We start from the raw sequence: 18782 nt of genomic DNA on the forward strand, positions 1-18782 counted from the left end.
CGTGAGCGAGGGCCGCCCCCCGGCCCGGCGGTTTCCAGGGGGCGGCCCTCCGGGCCGGGCTCCCGCGCGTCAGACGCGCGCGGTGTGCTCGTCGAGGAGGGCCCGCAGCCTGTCCACTTCTCCCGCCTCGTGGGCGCCCCGCTTGGGGAGGACATCGAGACACATGATGTTGGGGTCCCGGCTGATCAGGACGAAGTGGCCGGCCGTCTCCCGGTAGCCCCGGAAGAAGACCCACTGCTGGAACAGGGTGCTGTGGTCGTTGGCGCAGGTGATACCGGCCGAGGAAACGGTGACGCGGTACTCGCCCTGCCAGCCGACGAGCCGCTGTACGTGGGCGGCCTGGATGCGCGGGTATCCCCACAGGACCAGGACGACGAACACGAACAGGACGGTCGACACCACGTCGGCGTTCCCGTGGCGCACGGTGCTGAACAGCCAGTGCCCCACCCACAGGGCGAGGAACACCCAGCGCAGCACCAGCCCGGTCCGCTTGATCCGCTCGCGCACCCGCAGGCCGGCCAGCGTGTCCGCCGGCTCGGGCCGGTACGTCAACCGGACTTCGGCGTGCTCCTCGCCCGCGGCGCCGTCGACGCCTCTGGTGCTGCGGCCCTCGTCCATGGCTTCTCCCCGTTCCTCGAAAATCCCGGGGAGCCTATCGAACGTCAGTGCCGGGGCGGACGGTAGCCGCGGGCAGGAAGGTGACGGCCGAGTGTGCCGCGCAGCCGGTCGACGGTGTCCCTGCCCATGGCGCGCTTCGGCAGGTAGTGCACGACGAGGAGGTGCGGCGCGGGTGACAGCAGGACGAATCCGGCGGCGCTCTCCACGTATCCGCCGAGACTCCGCCAGCCCCGGCGGGTCTCCATGTCCGTGCACCCGAACCGCACGCCGTCGCCGGAGTCGGAGACGGTCACGTTCCACTGCCCGAGCGAGGCGCCCACCCTGGCGTGCCGCCCGGCCAGGACACGTGTTCTGAGGGCGAGCCCCGACAGGCCGCCGAGGAGGGCGAATCCCGCCATGAGTGCGTCGCGGGACAGGAGCCACACAACAGCCACCAGGAACACGGGCCCGGCCAGTCCTCGCAGCCGGCCCCTGAGTCCATGCGCCCGCCCACGGGCGCGGAACGCGTCGGACCAGTCCGCCTGGCCCAACTCGTACCGCAGCTCCACGCGGGCGTCCTCGGTGGTGCTGCTCAGCCCTTCTGTCACGGCCCTGCCTCTCCCTGAACTGCTTCGCGGTGGGCCGTGATCGTAGCGGGAGGGGACCGTCGCCCACCTGGCCGGTCGTGTCTTCCGTCCGGGCGCCGGGAGGGTCGTCGACGCCCGGACCGGTCGTACGGGTCTGGGTCAGGCGGCCTGGGTCAGGCGGCTCGGGACAGGCCGGCGGGGTCGGCCTTGGCCGGTGCGACGCCGAAGATGTCCACCGCGTGGTAGTACGTCCAGGCCGTGCTGTTGCAGGCGGTCAGCTGGGCGCCGGTGTAGGCGGCGCAGACGCGCTTGAGGTCCGCGTAGAACGCGGAGTCGATGCGGGACTTGTTCGCCGAGAACGTCCCTGCGGCCTTGTAGTTGCGGTAGCCGAAATCGTGGCGGGCGCAGGCCTTCTGGAAGGGGAAGCCGAACGGGTTGTCGGGCGAGGTGCTGCAGTAGTCCGTCGTCCAGTTGAAGCCGTACGCGGCCCAGGCTCCCTGGTTGTTGCGGGCCGTGTTCCACGCGTTGTAGCTGGACGCGCTCGTCTGGGTCCAGGAGCTGAGGACCTGCGGCTTGTCTGCCGGGACTGCCGAAGCGGACGCGGCGGGAATCAGGGCGAGCGGCAGCGACAGGGTGACTGCGGCGAGCGGGACGGTGAAGCGGCGACGCATGAGCAACCTCCGAGGGGTGTGAGGGGGTTGTGCCGGCCGTGCTCCTCGCCGATCGCGCGAGGCCGCTCCAAGAATGACGCCATGTACCTGCCATGCCCAGGGCTTCGTCAGGTAGATGCCAAAGCGTCGGGGGTGCGCAGCGCGTTCTCACTGTCGGCTCATGCGCAAGGGCGGAACGGCCGGGCCCGCGGTCTGCTGCCCGGACGCCGTCCACCGCCGACCGCGGTCCTGTCGTCGTCCCCACCCGGCTGTGGCCCCGGCCCGGCGCGGGGTCGCTCGCGGCGTGTTCCCGCACCCGGGGGGCCCGGGCGCCGTCCACCGAGGTCCCACGACCGGTCGGCCCCCCGGCGTGCCCGTGGTCAGGCGGCCTCGGACTCCAGGTGATACGTGGTGTCGACCCAGAAGCCGTTCGTGGCCCTGGCCTTGATCTCCAGTACGTACTGGCCGGGTATCAGCGGCGCCACGCCTCCCCAGATCCCCCATGCGTAGCGCTGCGTCAGGCCCGTCCTGAACGGCGCGGTGAACTCCTGCAACGGCAACGGGATGCCGTTGAGCGAGGCAGTGGCCTCCGCCACCGGCATGGACCGGGGCACCCTCGAATACGAGCGGGTGTGCTGCATGTTGAGCACCGGGAAGAAGACCGGCCGGTCCGAGGGGAGCGCACAGCGTCGTACGACACGGCCACCGTAGGTGCCGGCCAGGAACCAGAGGTCGTCCGGCTGGTTCCACGCGGCGTGCTCACCCGTCGTGTCCTCGACCGGGCTGCGGCCCTCCGGGGCGGACAGCGCCCACTTCCACCACCGGCCCGCGAGTCTCCCGCCCTCTTCGCCGCTGAGCTTCCACCCGCTGTCGACCGACCCCGTACCGCTCATGCCACCCCTCCCGCACGGCCCCTGACGTGGGGCCCGTCCCGAACGAGCAGACAGTACCCGGGGAGAGCGACCGCCTGCCCGCCGGTTTCCACGACCGGCCCGAACCCTAGGCGGCGGGCGTGGGCGACGCCTTGACCACGGGGTCCTTCGAGAGCGGGTCGTTCTCGCAGCCGAGTGCCTCGGTGGCGCGGCGGGTCATGAGGTAGAGGAAGGTGACCTGCTGGTCGATCGTCTTCTGCTGGACGTCGGTCCCCTTGAGCAGGGTGTTGGAGGCTTCGCCCTGGAGGAGAACCTTCTGCGACGCCTCCCTGTCTGTTCCTCGCAGCACGCACTCGACCCTGAGGTGGGAGCTGATGTCGTTGGCTTCTGCCACTGCACCGTTCACGGCGTAGTGGCTGAGCGGACCCGGGAGCCGGTTCGTGTCGTCCGTCCCGGCGTCGCGTGGGGCCCAGGCGAACTCGATGCGCAGTCTTTTGGCGCCGACGGTGTCTCGCGGAGCGAACGAACAGGTGGTTTGGGCCGTTGTTGTACTGCTCAGGTCCTCTGTCAGCCGTTCCCGCATGCCCTCGGCCAGGTCCGATGCCTCCGCGAAGATGGTGGACTTGAGCTCCTGTGCCTTCAGCTGATCGCGCACGAGTTCTCCCTCGGGAGAGGACGCGGGTACGTCGCAGAACGGTGGCGGCTCGGGGGCAGCCTCGGTATCCGCCGTGCATGCGGTCGAGGCGAGGCAGAGGAGGGCCACGGTGGTGAGTGCCCGCCCTCCGCGGAACCGGAGAGGAGCCTGGAGCTCAGAGGTGTGCCTCTGCGGCATCCCTCCCGATGACATATCCGTTGCCCGCATCGTCCTTCGCCTCATTGAACGGTCCGTCACCTTTGATTCCCCTCTGCTTGCCCCATGCGTCGACCAGGCGGGTGGTTCCGTCCATGCCTTTGCCGTAGTTCTCGCTGGAGTCCTGCTTGCCCTGTTGTTCGGCTTCCTCGACGACATCCTTGGTCCAGTCGTACTTGAGTGAATCGATCAACGCACCACCCACGGTGCCCACAACAGGGATCTCGCCAATGAGCCCGTTGGCCCCGATGGCCGAGTACTCGGCGGTGTCCTCCGCCCACTCGGTCTTGTCGTCCTCCTTGTCCTGGTAGACATCGGCGCCGATTCCGTTCAAGGCCCCCATGGCCGTGCCGATCTGATGTGTGCGGTGGTTCCAGTCCGAACTGGCTCCGTGCCGGCTGTCGCCTTGGAAGTCCGGCGCATCGGCCAGTACCTCGGCCGAGTAGGCGCGTTCCGCCTCGTACAGCAGTGAATAGGACGGCGCGTCGTCCGAGATGCCCCGCATGACACGGATGAGACTTCCCTGGCCTACGGCGATGTGCGCCTTGTCGCCGGACCCGTGGATGGAGTCGTTGCCGGAGACGCCCCCGTAGTCCGACTCCTGGCCGCCGAGGATGATGTGCGTGTCGGCCACATAGTCCGCCATCGCCTTGGCCATCGGCTGGCGCAGGTTCTCCAGGTCCTCGGGGAACTCGTCGCCGCCCATCTCGCTGTCCAGGTAACGGATGGCGTTGTGCATGACGCGCGCCTGGCCCTCGCTGTGCGGTCCCGCCTCGCCCAGCTTCTCGCCCGGCTCGTGCCCGGTGGTGGCGGCCTGGATGGCCGCTCCCAGCCCCGTGGCCTTGCCCTGGTCCTCGATGTCCATGACCGCGCCGGGGCCCGAGAAGTACTCGTCGGGCCATTCCTTGCGTTCCGTCAGCAGGTACTTCAGGTGGTCGTTCTTGTTCCCCTCAGCCTCAGGGTCGAGGAAGTACGTCGCCGAGTCCGGGTCCTTGCTCATGATGCCCAGGAGCCCGTCCAGCGGGTCGTTCTCCAGCGTGGGGCGGCTGGAGTCGACGTGGTGCAGCCAGACGTTCGGGTTGGCCTTCTCCGCGGCGATGACGTCCTCGGCGACGTCGTTGAGGAACTGCTTCCCGTAACCGTTGCCGTGCTGCATGAGGGTGACCGCGGTCTGGTAGCCGTTGACCGGCCGCAGGTTGTCGCCCATGTTGTCCGTGCCGACGTCCTTGAGCCCTTCGACGAAGGGCTTGTACGCGTAGCTCGTCGGGTCCTTCGTGCCCGAGGCGACGGTGTTCGCCAGGCTGGTGTTGATCGAGTCGTAGAGCTTCTGGTCCGCCTTCGAAGCGCCCCGTTCGTTGGCCGCGAGCTCCATCTTGTCGGCCAGCTCCAAGGTGCCTTTCGCGCCGAGGCCGTGGATGTAGGCCTCGCTGAAATGCTTGTCCTTGGAGTTCTCGTTCATGATGTCCCGGTACTGCTTCAGCTCCTTCTCGGAAGCGTCGCCGGAACGGACCTTCTCCGTGAGGTTGAGCGCCTCGACGGCTTCGACGTCGTCGACCGGCTTCGCGTTGAAGCCGAAGGGCCCCGGCTTGTCGGCCCCCGAAGCCTGGAGCAGAGCCACCTTGATGTCGTGGTCGTACTCCGTCACGGCCTGCACGGCGTCGGCGATCTTCTGCGTGTAGGAGCGTTCCACGTTCGGCAGATCCGGGTCGTGCTGGATGCTGTACTTCGTCTTCGCGTCGACCTCGCTGAAGTCGTAGCTCGCGACGCCCTGGCCCGAGACCTTCATCCCGGCCTTCTCGGCCTCGGCGACGGCGGAGGTGACCCGGCCTATCAGCTCGGTGAGCTGGCCATGGGCGTCGCGCAGGAGCGACTCCATGGCTTTGGCCTCCTTCTGCGCGGCGTCGTACTCGTTGCGCGTCACCGAGAAGTTCGTCGAGGATATGGAGGCGCTCTCGCCCGTCCAGAGCTGGCCCTTGGAGATGCTCTGCACGTCGTCCTCGTACAGGTCCTCGAGCGTCTTGAACTTGCTCGCCATCGTCTTCCAGCCGTCCGCGGCCGTGGTGAGCGTGGACAGCTTGATCTGCGTGATCTCTTCGTACGTCGGCATCGGTTCCCCCTAAATACCCGACACCTTGGACTTCACCGGGGCGAAACCGGCCTCGGTGTCCAAGTCGTTGTTGGTGAACAGGATCGCCGTGTTGCGCAGCGCCGACTTCTCCTGGCTCAGCCGGCTCATCAGCCGCTTGACCTGTTCGTCCCACTGCTCGTGGGCCTTCTTGAGCCCCGTGGCGGTCTCCCAGCCCTTGAACTCGGCTATGGCGCCGCTCACGGATTCGTCCGCGGCGTTCGCGGCGGTCCTGGTCCCCGGCTCGATGTTGTTCTCGATGCTGTTCGCCGCCTTCTTCTTCTTGGCGGGCGTGGTCGCCAGGTCCGGGGAACTGCTGCTGCCCAGCAACGGCGGCTGCGGGGTGGCCCCCTGGTCGGCGGGGAGCTGGTTCAACCGCGTCTGCGACGAGTGGCGCTCGGCCACCACGTCCTTCTGCTGAGCCCACTCTTCCTCGAACGACACGGGTCCCCCTTGCTGCTGCCACTCACTGCCGGACTGTTCAGGCGTGATCACTCTACCGAGTGACCTGAGCCCTGGGCCCACGTGGCGTTGCACATGTAACGGACCTCGGTCGCGCCGTACGGCAGGCCCCCACCGTCACGGATGCCCTGGGGCGCGGTCGCCTTCCGTGCCGCGAATTCGCAGAAGCGTCACGGGGTGTGGGATCCGTGAAGAGGTCCGGCGGCCGAGGAAGGTCCGCCGGCCTCCGTGGTGCGGCGTCGCATCGAGAGGAGCAGGGTCAGGGCCGTGCCGACGACCGCCCAGGCGGAGAGCACCAGCAAGGGGCCGGTGACCGCGTTGCCGTGTAAGTACGCGATCGAGCGGGCCACCCAGGTCCCCGCGCCCGGCGGCAGGGCGGGCCCGATCGCCCGCCAGAAGTCCGGCAGCATCGGCAGCGGGAAGGCGCCGCCCGCGCTCGGGTTGCCCGCGATCACGATGAGCAGGACGGCCAGACCGATGCCGACGATGCCGGTGAGTGCCTCCAGGGCGAGTGTGATCATGCCGACGGCGAAGACGACCAGGGCGCCCAGCCCGGCGAGGGCCCACACGCTGCCCGGCAGCGCGCCGAGGACCGGCCCGATGATGACCGCCCCGCCGATCCCGCCCGCGATCGAGTACAGCGCCATGACCGCGGTGCGGATCAGCGCGCGCTGCCGGTTGGCGGGCTTGGTGCCCGCGCTGATCGCCAGGATCGAGGCGCAGAGGTAGCCGCCGACGCACCAGCCCACGACCAGGTAGAACGAGGAGAGCCCGTCGAAGTCGTCGGGGGAGGCGGGTGCCACGTCCACGGTGCGCACCGAGCGCTTTTGGGGCGCCTCCGCCTCGGTGATGATCGCCTCCAGGGAGGTGGCCAGCACGGTGCCGCCGCCGGAGGCGACGAGCAGGGTGTCGGCCGTACCCCTGGGGCTGACGACCAGGGCCCCGTCGATGTCGCGGTTCTGGATCTGCCGGCGGGCCTCGGCCTCGCCGGACACCGCGCGTGGATCGAGAGGGCCGCCCGGCAGCCCGTCCAGCTGGGCGACGAGCTGCCCAGACACCTGCTGCGGGGCGACCACGCCGAAGGGGACGTCCGTCGGGTCCGGCCTGTGCAGCGCGCCGACGTAGGAGGCGATGAACAGCAGCTGTAGTCCCAGTACGCCGATGACCAGCAGTGCGGCCCGTGCGGTGACGGCGTTCTTCACCTCGTCAGCGAAAGTCATGCCCCCACGGTCCGGGGAGGGCGCGGCACGCGCAGGCGGGGACGGGCCGAATGGCGGAGAGTGGCCGCGCGCTCGGTTATCGTACGAACGTTCGAAACTTGGTCTATGGTGGAGAGCGAGGGGTGGTGAGTACGGATCGGTCCAGGAGGTGCGGATGCCCGGGTTCACGCATCTGCGTACCGTTTCCGGGTTCTCCCTGCGCTACGGGGCCTCGCACCCGGAGCGGCTGGTCGAGCGCGCCGTCGAGCGGGGCATGGACGCCCTCGCGCTGACCGACCGCGACAGCCTCGCGGGCACGGTCCGCTTCGCCCGGGCCTGTGAGAAGGCCGGGATCCGGCCGCTCTTCGGAGCGGAGCTCGCGGTGGCGCGGCAGACGGGCGGCGAAGGGCGTACGCACCGGCCGCGCACCCCGGCCCGCGGAGGTGCCTTTGTCGACGAATCCGCACCCCGGGTCACCTTTCTCGCCCGGGACGGCGCGGACGGCTGGGCCGAACTGTGCCGGCTGGTCACCGCCGCCCACGCCGCCGGCCCCGGAGCCCCGGACGCCGGGCAGCCGCTGGTCGGCCGGGAGGCACTGCCCGCCGAAGGGCTCACCGTGCTGCTCGGCCCCGCCTCCGAGGTGGGCGCGGCGCTGGCCGCCGGCCGGCCCGACCGGGCCGCCGCCCTGCTCGCACCCTGGCGGGAGATCTACGGCGACGCCCTGCGTCTCGAAGCCGTCCATCACGGCCGCGAGGGCACCGGCCCCGGATCGCTGCGGCTCGCCGCCCGCACCGTCGGCTTCGCCGCCGAACAGGGGGTCCGGGCCGTGCTGACCAACGCCGTCCGCTACGCCGACCCCGGGCAGGGGCCGGTCGCCGACGTACTCGACTCGGCCCGCAGGCTCGTGCCCGTCGACCCTCGCCGTTCCCCTCTCGACAGCGGGGAGCGCTGGCTCAAGGACGCCCGCGCGATGCGGGAGGCCGCCGAGCGGATCACCTCCGCCGCGGGGCTCGGGCGGGGAGCCGGGGAGCGGCTGCTCGCGGAGACCCGGTCCACCGCCGACGCCTGCCGCGTCGATCCCGCGGGCGACCTGGGCCTGGGCGGGGTCCACTTCCCCGAGCCGCGTCTGGTCGGGGCCGGCCGGCGTACCGCCCAGCGGGTGCTGGCCTCCCGCGCCGCCGCCGGCATGATGCGGCGGGGGTACGAACACAGGCGCGACTACTGGGAGCGGATGCACCACGAGCTGGACATCATCGCCCACCACGGCTTCGCCACCTACTTCCTGACAGTCTCCCAGGTCGTCGACGACGTGAAGGAGATGGGCGTACGGGTCGCGGCGCGCGGCTCAGGGGCCGGCTCCCTGGTCAACCACCTGCTCGGGATCGCCCACGCCGACCCGGTCGAGCACGGGCTGCTCATGGAGCGGTTCCTGTCCAAGCGGCGCTTCGTGCTGCCCGACATCGACATCGACGTCGAGTCGGCGCGGCGTCTGGACGTCTACCGCGCGATCATCGGCCGCTTCGGCGCCGAACGGGTCGCGACCGTCTCCATGCCCGAGACCTACCGGGTGCGCCACGCCATCCGCGACGTCGGCGCCGCGCTCTCCATGGACCCCGCCGAGATCGACCGGCTCGCCAAGGCCTTCCCGCACATCCGGGCCAGGGACGCCCGCGCCGCGATGGAGGAACTGCCCGAACTGCGCGCCGTGGCCGGGCGGAAGGAGAAGTACGGGCGGCTCTGGGATCTGGTGGAGTCGCTGGACGCCCTGCCGCGCGGAATCGCCATGCACCCGTGCGGGGTGCTCCTCTCGGACGACTCGCTGCTGCGGCGTACCCCGGTCATGCCCACCAGTGGCGAGGGCTTCCCGATGGCGCAGTTCGACAAGGACGACGTCGAACACCTCGGGCTGCTCAAGCTCGACGTGCTCGGCGTGCGGATGCAGTCGGCGATGGCGCACGCGGTGACCGAGGTGAAGCGGGCGTCCGGCGAGGACGTCGACCTGGACGCCGTACCGCCGGGCGACCCGGAGACGTACCGGCTGATCAGGAGCGCCGAGACGCTGGGCTGCTTCCAGATCGAGTCGCCGGGCCAGCGCGACCTGGTCGGCCGGCTCCAGCCCTCCACCTTCCACGACCTGGTGGTCGACATCTCGCTGTTCCGGCCGGGGCCGGTCGCCGCCGACATGGTGCGGCCGTTCATCGAGGCCAGACACGGCCGCGCGCCCGTGCGCTACCCGCACCCCGACCTGGAGGGGGCGCTGCGCGACACCTACGGGGTGGTCGTCTTCCACGAGCAGATCATCGAAATGGTGAACATCATGACCGGCTGCGGACGCGGCGAGGCCGACCGTGTGCGGCGCGGGCTCTCCGACCCCGAGTCGCAGGCCCGGATCAGGGTCTGGTTCGCGCAGCGGGCGGCGGAGCGGAAGTACGGCGCCGAGGTGATCACCCGCGCCTGGGAGATCATCGAGGCGTTCGGGAGCTACGGCTTCTGCAAGGCGCACGCCGTCGCCTTCGCCGTGCCGACGTACCAGTCGGCCTGGCTCAAGGCGCACCACCCGGCGGCCTTCTACGCCGGGCTGCTCACCCACGACCCCGGGATGTACCCGAAGCGGCTGCTGCTCGCAGACGCCCGGCGGCGCGGGGTGCCGGTGCTGCCGCTGGACGTGAACCGGTCGGCGGCCGCCCATAGGATCGAACTGGTGTCTGGCGACAACGGTGACAAATGGGGATTGCGGCTGGCTCTCTCGGACGTCCACGGCATCAGTGAGGCCGAGGTCGCACGGATCGAGGCCGGACAGCCCTACAGCTCCCTGCTGGACTTCTGGCAGCGGGCCAGGCCCGGGAAACCGGCCGCCGAACGCCTGGCCCAGGTCGGCGCGCTGGACGCCTTCGGCGGCAACCGCAGGGATCTGCTGCTGCACCTGTCCGAGCTCCACCGCGCCCAGCGGGGTTCCGGGTCCGGTGCGGCGGGCGCCCAGCTCCCGCTCGGCGGCGGGCACCGCACCGGCACCGTCGGACTGCCCGACCTCAACGACGCCGAACGCCTCAGCGCCGAGCTCGGCGTCCTCAGCATGGACGTGTCGCGCCATCTGATGGGTGACCACCACGCCTTCCTGGAGGAGCTCGGCGCGGTCTCCGCCAAGCGGCTGCGGGAGGCCAGGCACGGGGAGACCGTGCTGGTCGCGGGTGCCAAGGCGGCCACCCAGACGCCTCCGATACGTTCCGGGCGCCGGGTCATCTTCACCACCCTGGACGACGGAACGGGCCTGGTGGACCTGGCGTTCTTCGACGACAGCCACGCCGCCTGCGCACACACCGTCTTCCACTCCTGGCTGCTGCTGGTGCGCGGGGTGGTCCAGCGGCGTGGCCCCCGCAGCATGAGCGTGGTGGGATCGGCCGCCTGGAATCTGGCGGAGCTCGCCGAACTCCGGCGCACCGGCGGGCTGGACGCCGTCGCGGCGCGGCTCGCGGAGGAACCCGCCGCGCAGGAGGAGAAGGAGGAGGAACCCGGACGCCGCATCCAGCTGCCCACCGGCTACGAGATGAACCCCTGGTCCGATCTCCAGCCTGCCGGCGAAGGGGCGCCCACCGGAAGGAAACTGTGGCACCAGAGCCCGGGGAGCGCGGGATGAACGACCAGCCGGCCGTCCTGTGCCTGCGGTTCCGCCGGATCGGCGGCGGACTGCCGGACAGCGCGGAGTACGAGGGACTGCTCGCCCTGCTCGGGGCGTTCACCCCGGTCGTCGAGGCGGCCCCGCCCGGAGCCGCGCTCGCCGATGTCGGCGGCGCGCTGCGCTACTTCGGGCAGGACGTGGCGGGCCTCGCCTCCGTGATCCGGGTCCGCGCCCTCGCCCTGCACGGCGTGGACTGCGCGATCGGGGCGGCCTCCAACCCCATGCTGGCCAGGATGGCCGCGCGGCAGGCGACGGCCGGAACCACCTTCGTGGTGGCCCCCGGTGAGCACGCCGGCTTCCTCGCGTCCAAGCCCGCCGCCGCGCTGGACGGTGTCGGGGCGGCGACAGCGCGCACCCTGTGCGGATACGGACTCGACTCCATCGGCCGGATCGCCGCCGCCCCGCTCGCCACCCTGCAGCGCATCACGGGGGTGCGGACCGGCCGCGAGCTGTGGGAGCGGGCCAACGGCATCGACCGCGCGCGGGTCGTACCGAACGCGGCGGCCCGTTCGATCGCCGCCGAGCGTTCCTTCCCCCGGGACGAGCTGGACCCGGAGCAGCACCGCCGCGCGCTCCTCTCGCTCACCGAGGAACTGGGCGCCAGGCTGCGCGCCGACGGGCAGGTGTGCCGCTCGCTCGCGGTGTCCGTGCGGTACGCCGACCGGACCGGTTACGCGACGCTGACCCGTAGCCGTACGCTCCCGGAGCCCACCGCGCACTCGGCGGCGCTCACCTCGCTCGCGTACCGGATCCAGGACTCGTTCGCGCTCCAGCGGGCGCGGGTGCGGGGGGTCGGGCTGCGGGCCGAGGGGCTCCACGACGCGGAACGGGCCGCGCACCAGCTCACCTTCGACCCCGTGGACGAACGGGCGCGGCAGATCGAGGCGGTCTCCGACAAGCTGCGGGCCAGGTTCGGCCCGCAGGCGGTGAAGCCGGGGCGGCTCGCCGCCTGACCCTGACGCCGAAATCTTTTTACCGACGCGTAACTTCCCGAGCGACCTTACTCATGCGTAATTTGGCATGAGCACGTAGAGAACGTAGTTCGCTGTGGTCCGGACCGCAGGGCGCACCGACATCGCCACTCCCTTGAGCCGCAAGGAGACCACCCGATGCTGCCCTGGACCCGTGCCCCCCGCCCCCCACGCGCACGCCGGACGCTCGCCGCCCTGATCCTCACCCTCACCGCGCTCCTCGCCGCCCCCACGGCGACCGCGACCGCGGCCGAATCCGCCGCCCCGTCCCGCGGCTGGAACGACTACTCCTGCAAGCCCTCCGCAGCCCACCCCCGCCCGGTCGTCCTCGTCCACGGGACCTTCGGGAACTCGATCGACAACTGGCTGGTCCTCGCGCCCTACCTCGTCAACCGGGGCTACTGCGTCTTCTCGCTCGACTACGGCCGGCTCCCGGGCGTGCCGTTCTTCAACGGACTCGGCCCGATCGACAAGTCGGCAGAACAGCTCGACGTGTTCGTCGACAAGGTGCTCGGCACCACCGGCGCCCCCGAGGCCGACCTCGTCGGCCACTCCCAGGGCGGCATGATGCCCAACCACTACCTGAAGTTCCTCGGCGGCGCCGACAAGGTCAACGCCCTCATCGGGATCGCCCCCGACAACCACGGCACCACGCTCCTCGGCCTCACCGCGCTCCTCCCGTACTTCCCCGGGGCCGAGGACCTCCTCACGGCCAACACCCCGGGCCTCGCCGACCAGATCGCCGGCTCGGCCTTCCTCACGAAGCTCAACGCGGGCGGGGACACCGTGCCCGGGGTCCGCTACACCGTCATCGCGACCCGGTACGACGAGGTCGTGACCCCGTACCGCACGCAGTACCTGGACGGGCCGAACGTACGCAACGTCCTGCTCCAGGACCTGTGCCCGGTCGACCTGTCCGAGCACGTCGCCATCGGGACCGTCGACCGGATCGCCTTCCACGAGGTGGCGAACGCCCTCGACCCGGCGCGTGCCACCCCGACGAACTGCGCCTCGGCCGTCGGCTGAGGCACCCCGCCTGGCCCCCGGAAGCTCCCAGGGACCAGGCGGACGCGGGATCAGGCGCGGTGCGCGCCGCCCGAGGCCCGTCGCCGGACCGAGACGAACAGGGCACTCGCACCGAGGGCCAGCGCGGCGGCTCCGCCCATCGCGAGGTACGAGGTGCTGCTGCTGCCACCCGTCTCGGCGAGCACGTCACCGGCGGGTGCCCCGGAAGCGGCGGACGCGGCGACGTTGTTCGGCTCGGGGGCGTTCGCCTCGGTCTCCTCGGCCGGGGCGGCCGCCTCGGTGACCTCGGCATTGGTCGAGGCGTCGTCGTCGCCGTGGCCGTCGTGCTCGACGGACGACTTGTCGGCGCCCTCGTCGATCTCCTCGTCGGACGGGGCCGAGGCGACCGGCGCCGGGGCCTCCTCGGTGGTGCCGCCCCCGGCGCTCCCACCCCCGAAGACCACGTCGGAGCAGGCGTAGAAGGCCTCGGGGGAGTCCGACCGCTGCCAGACCGTGTAGATCAACTGCCGCCCCGAGGCCTGCGGCACGGTGCCGTCGAAGACGTACGACCCGTTCTCCAAGGTCGGGTCGGTGGCCGTGGCGAACGGCTTCTCCTCCAGGTCCGACCACTTCAGGGGCTGCGTGGGGTCGTAGCCCGCCTTGGTCAGGTACAGCTCGAACGAGCCCTTGTGCGGCGCGGTGGCCCGGAACCGGAAGGTGTGGCTGCCCGCCTCCATGGGCGTGGACGGCCAGTCGGCACGCGGCAGGTCGAGCCCCTTGAACTTGTCGTTGCCCGCGCTGCACAGCTTGCCGTCCGGGATCAGCGAACGGTGGTTGCCCGCCGCGTTGGCGATGTTCACCCCGTTCCAGTCGTACAGCGCCTGGGTCCCGCCCGCCGCCACCGCCGCCTTGCACGCCGCCGACTGCGGGTTCTCCGGGCCCTCCGCGAAACAGGCCGAGACCCGGCTGACCGGATCGCTCAGCGAACCGTGTGCGGCGGCCGGGGCGGCAAGGAGCCCGGTCAGCGCGAGCGGCGTGACACCGAGGGCGACGATGCTTCCGGCGAGCCCGCGGCGAGCGGTGGTGATGACGGCCATGGTGGTGGTTCTCCTTCGGCGGCACGGCTGTTGGCTGCTGGTGACCAGGTCTGGTGATCAGCAAGCTAGCCGCCGCCGAGAGGGGATTCGGGCGTGAAAAGGCGCAGGTGAGGATCGTTATGGTGCGCTTAAGGGGAGGTTAGGGGAGGGCTCAGGAAGCGCCCGTCGAGGGCCCCCGCCGGACGGACCGGCCCTCGGGGGACGGGGCCACCCAGGAGTGCATGACGGCCCGTCTGCCTCGCGTCGGTGACCTCCGTGAGGCTGCCGCCGGGCGTCGTGCTTGGTCGGGCCGAACAGAAGCCGGGCACGTCCGGGGAACAGGGGACGGCCGGCCGGTGGGGGTGTCCTGTCTCCCTGGCGGACGGTCCGCGTCGGCGGGCAGGGGGCCACGGCTGTTCCACCGGTCGGTCCGGGCGCGCGAGCCCGAGGCGCGCACCTCTCGCCCGAACGGCCGAGTGGCCGGCCCCGGCCCGTGCGGGGATCGTGGAGACGGAAGGGGGGCCCACTCCCCGGTTCCTGGGGAGCACCTCGTCATCAGGGAGTCAGTCATGACACCAGACATCGATGCCGCAGAACTCGCCACGCCGGACCCGCTCGCACGGTACCTGGCCGAGTCGGACCTGTCAGGGCGAGAGCACACGCAAAGCCCGTCGCAGTCGGTTCGCACGGCGCAGCACGAGGGTCACAGGATCACCCTCACCACGACCTACGACCTCACCGTGGACGGGACATCCGTGCCGGCCCGGCTGCACGTCGGTGACGGGGGCACGCTGTACAGCCCCGGTCTGCCCTATCACCAGTTCACTTCGGCCCTGGACGCCGTGCGGGCGTTGATGTCGGCCTACCCCCACCACTTCGGGGGAGGCAGCTGAGATGGTTCCGGTCCGCAAGAACGTGCTGTCCGACGAAAGCTCGCTGAACGAGTTCCTCACCGGCGTCTTCCTGCTCAAGAAGGAGCTCACCCGGTACACCACCAAGGCTTTCGGCATTCCCGGCCCGAGCAACCCGGTGTCCACCTACGACGTGCTCGTGATCGCGCATATCGGCGCGACGAATCTGGCCATCCCGCGGAACGGCGATCCGTCGCTGCGCAACGCCGCACACCGGGGGCCGGTCTTCCTGCCGTGGCACCGGCTCATGCTGATCAGCCTGGAGGGGAACATGCGGCGGGTGCTCGACAACCCGGAGTTCGCTCTGCCGTACTGGGACTGGTCGGTCGACGGCGACAACAGCTCACCGATCGATGCCCAGATCTGGACGGACGCCTACATGGGCGGGCAGGGCGTACCCGTCACCGACGGGCCGTTCGGCTACTACGAGCATGACCTGGACCGCTTCACCGTCCGCATCGAGAGCGACGTCGACGGAAAACCTGTGCAGGCCGGGGGAGGTGACGGCCGGGGACTGGAACGGAAGTTCGCCCGGAAGCCGCCCGATGGCTGGGCGACGCTGCCGGACAGCGCGGACGTGAAAGCCACTCTCGGCTACACGCCTCCCGGCATCAACCCGGAAGACCGGTACGACACACTCGACTTCAGTGCCGGCTCCGACGGGTTCCGCGGTCGGCTCGAAGGCTGGCTCCCCGAAGGGCGCCCCTGGATGCACAACCAGGTCCACCAGTGGATCGGCGGAGACATGGATCCCTCGAGCTCCCCCAACGATCCGGTGTTCTACCTGCATCACTGCAATGTGGACCGGATCTGGGAGAGCTGGATGCAGCAGTACAGCCGCCTCTACGCCCCGACGACAGCCCCGGACCCTCCGTACGGAGGTGAACGGATCGACGACATCCTCAACTTCCCCGGCAGTCAGCAGTTCACGCCGCGGTACATGCTGGATGTGAGCAGGCGCTACACCTACGATCACCTCCCCTGAGGGCGAACTCCGCGTCCACCGTCGCGTCGAACCGGCGCCGAGGGCGCGCCGCCTGCCCGCGGCGCCGCGCTCCCGACCGTCCCCCCAGGACCGCGTCCCGTGCGGCGCCCGAGGGGCGGTCAGGGGTGAGGACGAGTTCCCCCAGGCCGATTCCCGGCGTCGCCGGAGTCCTCGGTGCCCGGTGGCGGCGCGGCCGGGTCAGACCTGGACCCCCGGCGTCCCGTCCTCCACGACCACGCTCGCGCGCGTGCTGATCGGAGCGTCCGGCTTCGTCACGAACGGCAGGACGCGGAAGTCGCTCGTCCACCGCTCGCGGTCCACCGTGACACGCACGTAGCCGCGCTGGCTGTTGAAGAACTTCATGTGCGGGTTCGCGTCGAGGAACGTCCGGCCCTGGGCCGTCATGTCGGCACCGTCGCCGCCGCTCGTGATCGAGGTGCCCACGAACTCGGAGCCGACGGTGGCCGACCCGGGGTCGCTGTAGTCGCGCTTGAGGTCCCACGCGTAGTTCTGGTGGCGGTCGCCCGTGATGACGACCAGGTTGCGCACCCCGCAGGTGTCCGCCTCGGCCAGCAGCCGGTTGCGCTCGGCGACGTAGCCGTCCCAGGGGTCCATGAAGACGTTCGTGGCCGGGCCGGGGTCCTGGTCGGTCTGGCCCATCGGGGCCTGGTTGCCGAGAATCTGCCAGCGGGCCTGCGAGCGGCTGAAGCCCTTGAGGACCCAGTCCCGCTGCCGGGCCCCGAGCAGGGTCCGGTCCGTGCCGAAGCGCTCGTCGCAGTCGGCCGAGGAGCCGTCGCCGCACGGTTGGTCGTCGCGGTACTGGCGGGTGTCGAGCATCGTGAAGTCGGCGAGCCGGCCGTAGGAGAGCCTGCGGTACATCTGTACGTCGGAGCCGTTCGGCAACTGCGCCCGGCGCAGCGGCGCGTGCTCGTACAGCGCCTGGAAGGCGGCGGCCCTGCGCAGCAGGAAAGTCTCCGGGGCCTCGTCGTTCTCGGAGGTCTCGTCCGCCCAGTTGTTCTCCACCTCGTGGTCGTCGAACGTCATGATCCACGGGAAGGCGGCGTGCGCCTCGCGCAGGGGAGCCTCGGACTTGTAGAGGCCGTACTGCAGGCGGTAGCGCGCGAGGTCGAGGGTCTCCGTGTGGAACTTCGGATCGGTGCTCACCCCGCGCTTGTTCGTCTTGACCCCGTACTCGTACAGGTAGTCGCCCAGGTGCACCACCAGGTCGAGGTCCTCCTGGGCCATGTGGTGGTACGCGGTGAAGTAGCCGTCCTGCCACGCCTGACAGGAGGCGAAGGCGAACTTCAGGTCGCGCGGGGAGTCCGAGGGGGCCGGAGTGGTGCGCGTACGGCCCACGGGTGAGATCGCGGAGCCGGCCTTGAAGCGGAACCAGTACGTGCGGTCCGGGGCGAGCCCGTGCACCTCGGGGTGGACGGAGTGCGCCAGTTCGGGGGTCGCGACGACGCTGCCGCGGCGTACCACCCGGTGGAAGCGCTCGTCGAGCGCCACCTCGTACTGCACGCGCACCGGCGTGGCGGGCATCCCGCCGAGACCGTCCTGCGCGAAGGGGTCGGGGGCCAGGCGTGTCCACAGCACGACGCCGTCCGGCGTCGGGTCGCCCGAGGCGACACCCAGGGTGAAGGGGTCCCCCTTCAGGGTGGGCGCGGCGTACGCGGACCGGGTGTCCCACGCCCCCGTCCCGAGCATCAGTGCGACGGCCGTCGCACCGCCGTAGCCGAACATCTGCCTGCGGGACACGGAATGAGCGATCACGGGTCCTCCTCGGTCGATCTGCGCCAACCTCGGACACGCTGCCGGGAATTGATGTCATGCTCACGCGTAACGCATGACCGGTTGCCGAGCGATACGTGAACACCGCAACCAGTGCGGCCGGAGGCTCAGGGCACCGTGCGGAACACCGCAGTTGATGCGGCGGGTCGGCTCACCACGCCGCGTGAAACACACCGGCTGATGCGGCCGGCGGCTCAGGGCACCGTCGTGCGAAACACCGCAGTTGATGCGGCCGGGCGGCTCACGCGCGCCGCGCGAGACACCCCGGCTGATGCGGCCGGCGGCTCAGGACACCGCGCGGTAACGGCGCTCGGGCCGGCCCGTCCCGCCGTACCGCAGCGACACCTCGGCCCGCCCCGTCTCCGCGAAGTACTCGAGGTAGCGGCGTGCGCTGACCCGTGACAGGGCGCCCGCCTCGGCGCACTCGGAGGCCGAGAGCCCCGCGGGGTGTTCGCGCAGGATCCGTTCGACCAGGTCCGCCGTGTGCGCGGCCAGCCCTTTGGGGAGTTCGCGGGAGCCAGGGGGGCGGGTGCCGAAGATGCGGTCCACGTCCTCCTGGCGGGCTTCCCGGTGTTCCTCGTCCAGCGCGTCCAGACGGTTGCGCAGCGAGGCCACGTGCTGGACCTGCTCCTGCAGGGCGGTGCGGTGGAACGGCTTGATCAGGTAGTGCAGGGCGCCGGCCCGCAGGGCCGCCCTCACCACCCCGGCCTCGCGGGCCGCCGTGATGAAGAGCGCGTCGGCGCTGTGCGTGTTCCCCTCCCGCTCCTCCGTGGCGCGCAGTTCCCGCAGGACCTGGATGCCGTCCATGTCGGGGAGGTAGATGTCGAGGAGGACCAGGTCGGGGCGGAGCAGGCGGGCCGCGTGCAGCGCCTCCGCGCCCGTGTGGGCCACGCCCACCACCGTAAAACCGTCCATTGCGGACACGTAGCGGCTGTGCAGCTTCGCGACCATGAAGTCGTCGTCCACCACCAGCACTTTCGTCACCCCGACACGCTAGGGCGCGACCACAAGGACCACAACGTCCA

The 18782-nt window shown here is 70.8% G+C and carries 16 protein-coding genes; 5 read left to right on the forward strand and 11 right to left on the reverse strand.

The window, feature by feature from the left end; translation table 11 throughout:
- Positions 1-69 precede the first annotated feature (69 nt).
- The 8 genes from ACFYQ6_RS24495 to ACFYQ6_RS24530 all read right to left on the reverse strand — a co-directional run bounded on the left by ACFYQ6_RS24495 (position 70) and on the right by ACFYQ6_RS24530 (position 7363).
- On the reverse strand, positions 70-618 hold the full coding sequence (locus ACFYQ6_RS24495; protein ID WP_361586579.1) for a YcxB family protein: 549 nt from the start codon (positions 616-618) through the stop codon (positions 70-72).
- A 44-nt stretch (positions 619-662) separates the two neighbouring features.
- Positions 663-1205 (reverse strand): hypothetical protein, encoded by a 543-nt coding sequence (locus ACFYQ6_RS24500; RefSeq protein ID WP_361586576.1) that lies wholly within the window; start codon positions 1203-1205, stop codon positions 663-665.
- A gap of 152 nt (positions 1206-1357) precedes the next feature.
- On the reverse strand, positions 1358-1855 hold the full coding sequence (locus tag ACFYQ6_RS24505) for a phospholipase (protein ID WP_356740306.1): 498 nt from the start codon (positions 1853-1855) through the stop codon (positions 1358-1360).
- Between the two features lie 359 nt (positions 1856-2214).
- The gene (locus ACFYQ6_RS24510; protein WP_388764921.1) at positions 2215-2727 is read right to left on the reverse strand and encodes a hypothetical protein; all 513 of its coding nucleotides are present in this window, start codon (positions 2725-2727) and stop codon (positions 2215-2217) included.
- Between the two features lie 106 nt (positions 2728-2833).
- Positions 2834-3361 carry a hypothetical protein gene (locus ACFYQ6_RS24515; protein ID WP_361574923.1) on the reverse strand — a complete coding sequence of 176 codons (528 nt, stop codon included), beginning with the start codon at positions 3359-3361 and terminating at the stop codon, positions 2834-2836.
- A 154-nt stretch (positions 3362-3515) separates the two neighbouring features.
- Entirely contained in the window at positions 3516-5663 is a 2148-nt protein-coding gene (locus tag ACFYQ6_RS24520; protein ID WP_361574920.1) for a hypothetical protein, read from the reverse strand.
- A gap of 9 nt (positions 5664-5672) precedes the next feature.
- The gene (locus ACFYQ6_RS24525) at positions 5673-6125 is read right to left on the reverse strand and encodes a hypothetical protein (RefSeq protein ID WP_361574917.1); all 453 of its coding nucleotides are present in this window, start codon (positions 6123-6125) and stop codon (positions 5673-5675) included.
- 188 nt (positions 6126-6313) lie between these two features.
- Positions 6314-7363, reverse strand: coding sequence for a DUF3533 domain-containing protein (locus tag ACFYQ6_RS24530; protein WP_388764923.1), 1050 nt, complete (start codon positions 7361-7363; stop codon positions 6314-6316).
- A gap of 154 nt (positions 7364-7517) precedes the next feature.
- Here ACFYQ6_RS24530 and ACFYQ6_RS24535 point away from each other — a divergent pair, with 154 nt between their 5' ends.
- From ACFYQ6_RS24535 to ACFYQ6_RS24545, 3 genes are all read left to right on the forward strand, one after another.
- Positions 7518-10976: a DNA polymerase III subunit alpha gene (locus ACFYQ6_RS24535; protein ID WP_388764926.1), complete on the forward strand. Its 3459-nt coding sequence runs from the start codon at positions 7518-7520 to the stop codon at positions 10974-10976.
- Positions 10973-11971 carry a hypothetical protein gene (locus ACFYQ6_RS24540; protein ID WP_361574908.1) on the forward strand — a complete coding sequence of 333 codons (999 nt, stop codon included), beginning with the start codon at positions 10973-10975 and terminating at the stop codon, positions 11969-11971. Before ACFYQ6_RS24535 ends, ACFYQ6_RS24540 begins: the two co-directional genes overlap by 4 nt.
- Before the next feature lie 156 nt (positions 11972-12127).
- Positions 12128-13015 (forward strand): alpha/beta fold hydrolase, encoded by an 888-nt coding sequence (locus ACFYQ6_RS24545; RefSeq protein ID WP_361574905.1) that lies wholly within the window; start codon positions 12128-12130, stop codon positions 13013-13015.
- 50 nt (positions 13016-13065) lie between these two features.
- Here the strand turns inward: ACFYQ6_RS24545 and ACFYQ6_RS24550 are convergent, their stop codons facing one another.
- Positions 13066-14091, reverse strand: coding sequence for a lytic polysaccharide monooxygenase (locus ACFYQ6_RS24550; protein WP_361574902.1), 1026 nt, complete (start codon positions 14089-14091; stop codon positions 13066-13068).
- A 548-nt stretch (positions 14092-14639) separates the two neighbouring features.
- Here ACFYQ6_RS24550 and ACFYQ6_RS24555 point away from each other — a divergent pair.
- Positions 14640-14963 (forward strand): hypothetical protein, encoded by a 324-nt coding sequence (locus ACFYQ6_RS24555; protein WP_361574899.1) that lies wholly within the window; start codon positions 14640-14642, stop codon positions 14961-14963.
- Position 14964: 1 nt separating this feature from the next.
- Entirely contained in the window at positions 14965-15966 is a 1002-nt protein-coding gene (locus ACFYQ6_RS24560) for a tyrosinase family protein (RefSeq protein WP_361574896.1), read from the forward strand.
- Between the two features lie 198 nt (positions 15967-16164).
- Here ACFYQ6_RS24560 and ACFYQ6_RS24565 read toward each other — a convergent pair whose 3' ends face one another.
- Both ACFYQ6_RS24565 and ACFYQ6_RS24570 read right to left on the reverse strand, forming a co-directional pair.
- Positions 16165-17739 (reverse strand): alkaline phosphatase D family protein, encoded by a 1575-nt coding sequence (locus ACFYQ6_RS24565; RefSeq protein ID WP_388764929.1) that lies wholly within the window; start codon positions 17737-17739, stop codon positions 16165-16167.
- Positions 17740-18042: 303 nt separating this feature from the next.
- Positions 18043-18741 carry a response regulator gene (locus ACFYQ6_RS24570; protein WP_361574890.1) on the reverse strand — a complete coding sequence of 233 codons (699 nt, stop codon included), beginning with the start codon at positions 18739-18741 and terminating at the stop codon, positions 18043-18045.
- Positions 18742-18782 lie beyond the last annotated feature (41 nt).

The organism is Streptomyces sp. NPDC005494, assembly GCF_042872025.1.
GTDB lineage: Bacteria > Actinomycetota > Actinomycetes > Streptomycetales > Streptomycetaceae > Streptomyces.

What these genes read in the sequence shown, in the direction of transcription:
- ACFYQ6_RS24495 (WP_361586579.1), bottom strand. Translation starts at nt 618, where the DNA reads ATGGACGAGGGCCGCAGCACCAGAGGCGTCGACGGCGCCGCGGGCGAG.
- ACFYQ6_RS24505 (WP_356740306.1), bottom strand. Translation starts at nt 1,855, where the DNA reads ATGCGTCGCCGCTTCACCGTCCCGCTCGCCGCAGTCACCCTGTCGCTG.
- ACFYQ6_RS24510 (WP_388764921.1), bottom strand. Translation starts at nt 2,727, where the DNA reads ATGAGCGGTACGGGGTCGGTCGACAGCGGGTGGAAGCTCAGCGGCGAA.
- ACFYQ6_RS24520 (WP_361574920.1), bottom strand. Translation starts at nt 5,663, where the DNA reads ATGCCGACGTACGAAGAGATCACGCAGATCAAGCTGTCCACGCTCACC.
- ACFYQ6_RS24530 (WP_388764923.1), bottom strand. Translation starts at nt 7,363, where the DNA reads ATGACTTTCGCTGACGAGGTGAAGAACGCCGTCACCGCACGGGCCGCA.
- ACFYQ6_RS24535 (WP_388764926.1), top strand. Translation starts at nt 7,518, where the DNA reads ATGCCCGGGTTCACGCATCTGCGTACCGTTTCCGGGTTCTCCCTGCGC.
- ACFYQ6_RS24540 (WP_361574908.1), top strand. Translation starts at nt 10,973, where the DNA reads ATGAACGACCAGCCGGCCGTCCTGTGCCTGCGGTTCCGCCGGATCGGC.
- ACFYQ6_RS24545 (WP_361574905.1), top strand. Translation starts at nt 12,128, where the DNA reads ATGCTGCCCTGGACCCGTGCCCCCCGCCCCCCACGCGCACGCCGGACG.
- ACFYQ6_RS24550 (WP_361574902.1), bottom strand. Translation starts at nt 14,091, where the DNA reads ATGGCCGTCATCACCACCGCTCGCCGCGGGCTCGCCGGAAGCATCGTC.
- ACFYQ6_RS24555 (WP_361574899.1), top strand. Translation starts at nt 14,640, where the DNA reads ATGACACCAGACATCGATGCCGCAGAACTCGCCACGCCGGACCCGCTC.
- ACFYQ6_RS24560 (WP_361574896.1), top strand. Translation starts at nt 14,965, where the DNA reads ATGGTTCCGGTCCGCAAGAACGTGCTGTCCGACGAAAGCTCGCTGAAC.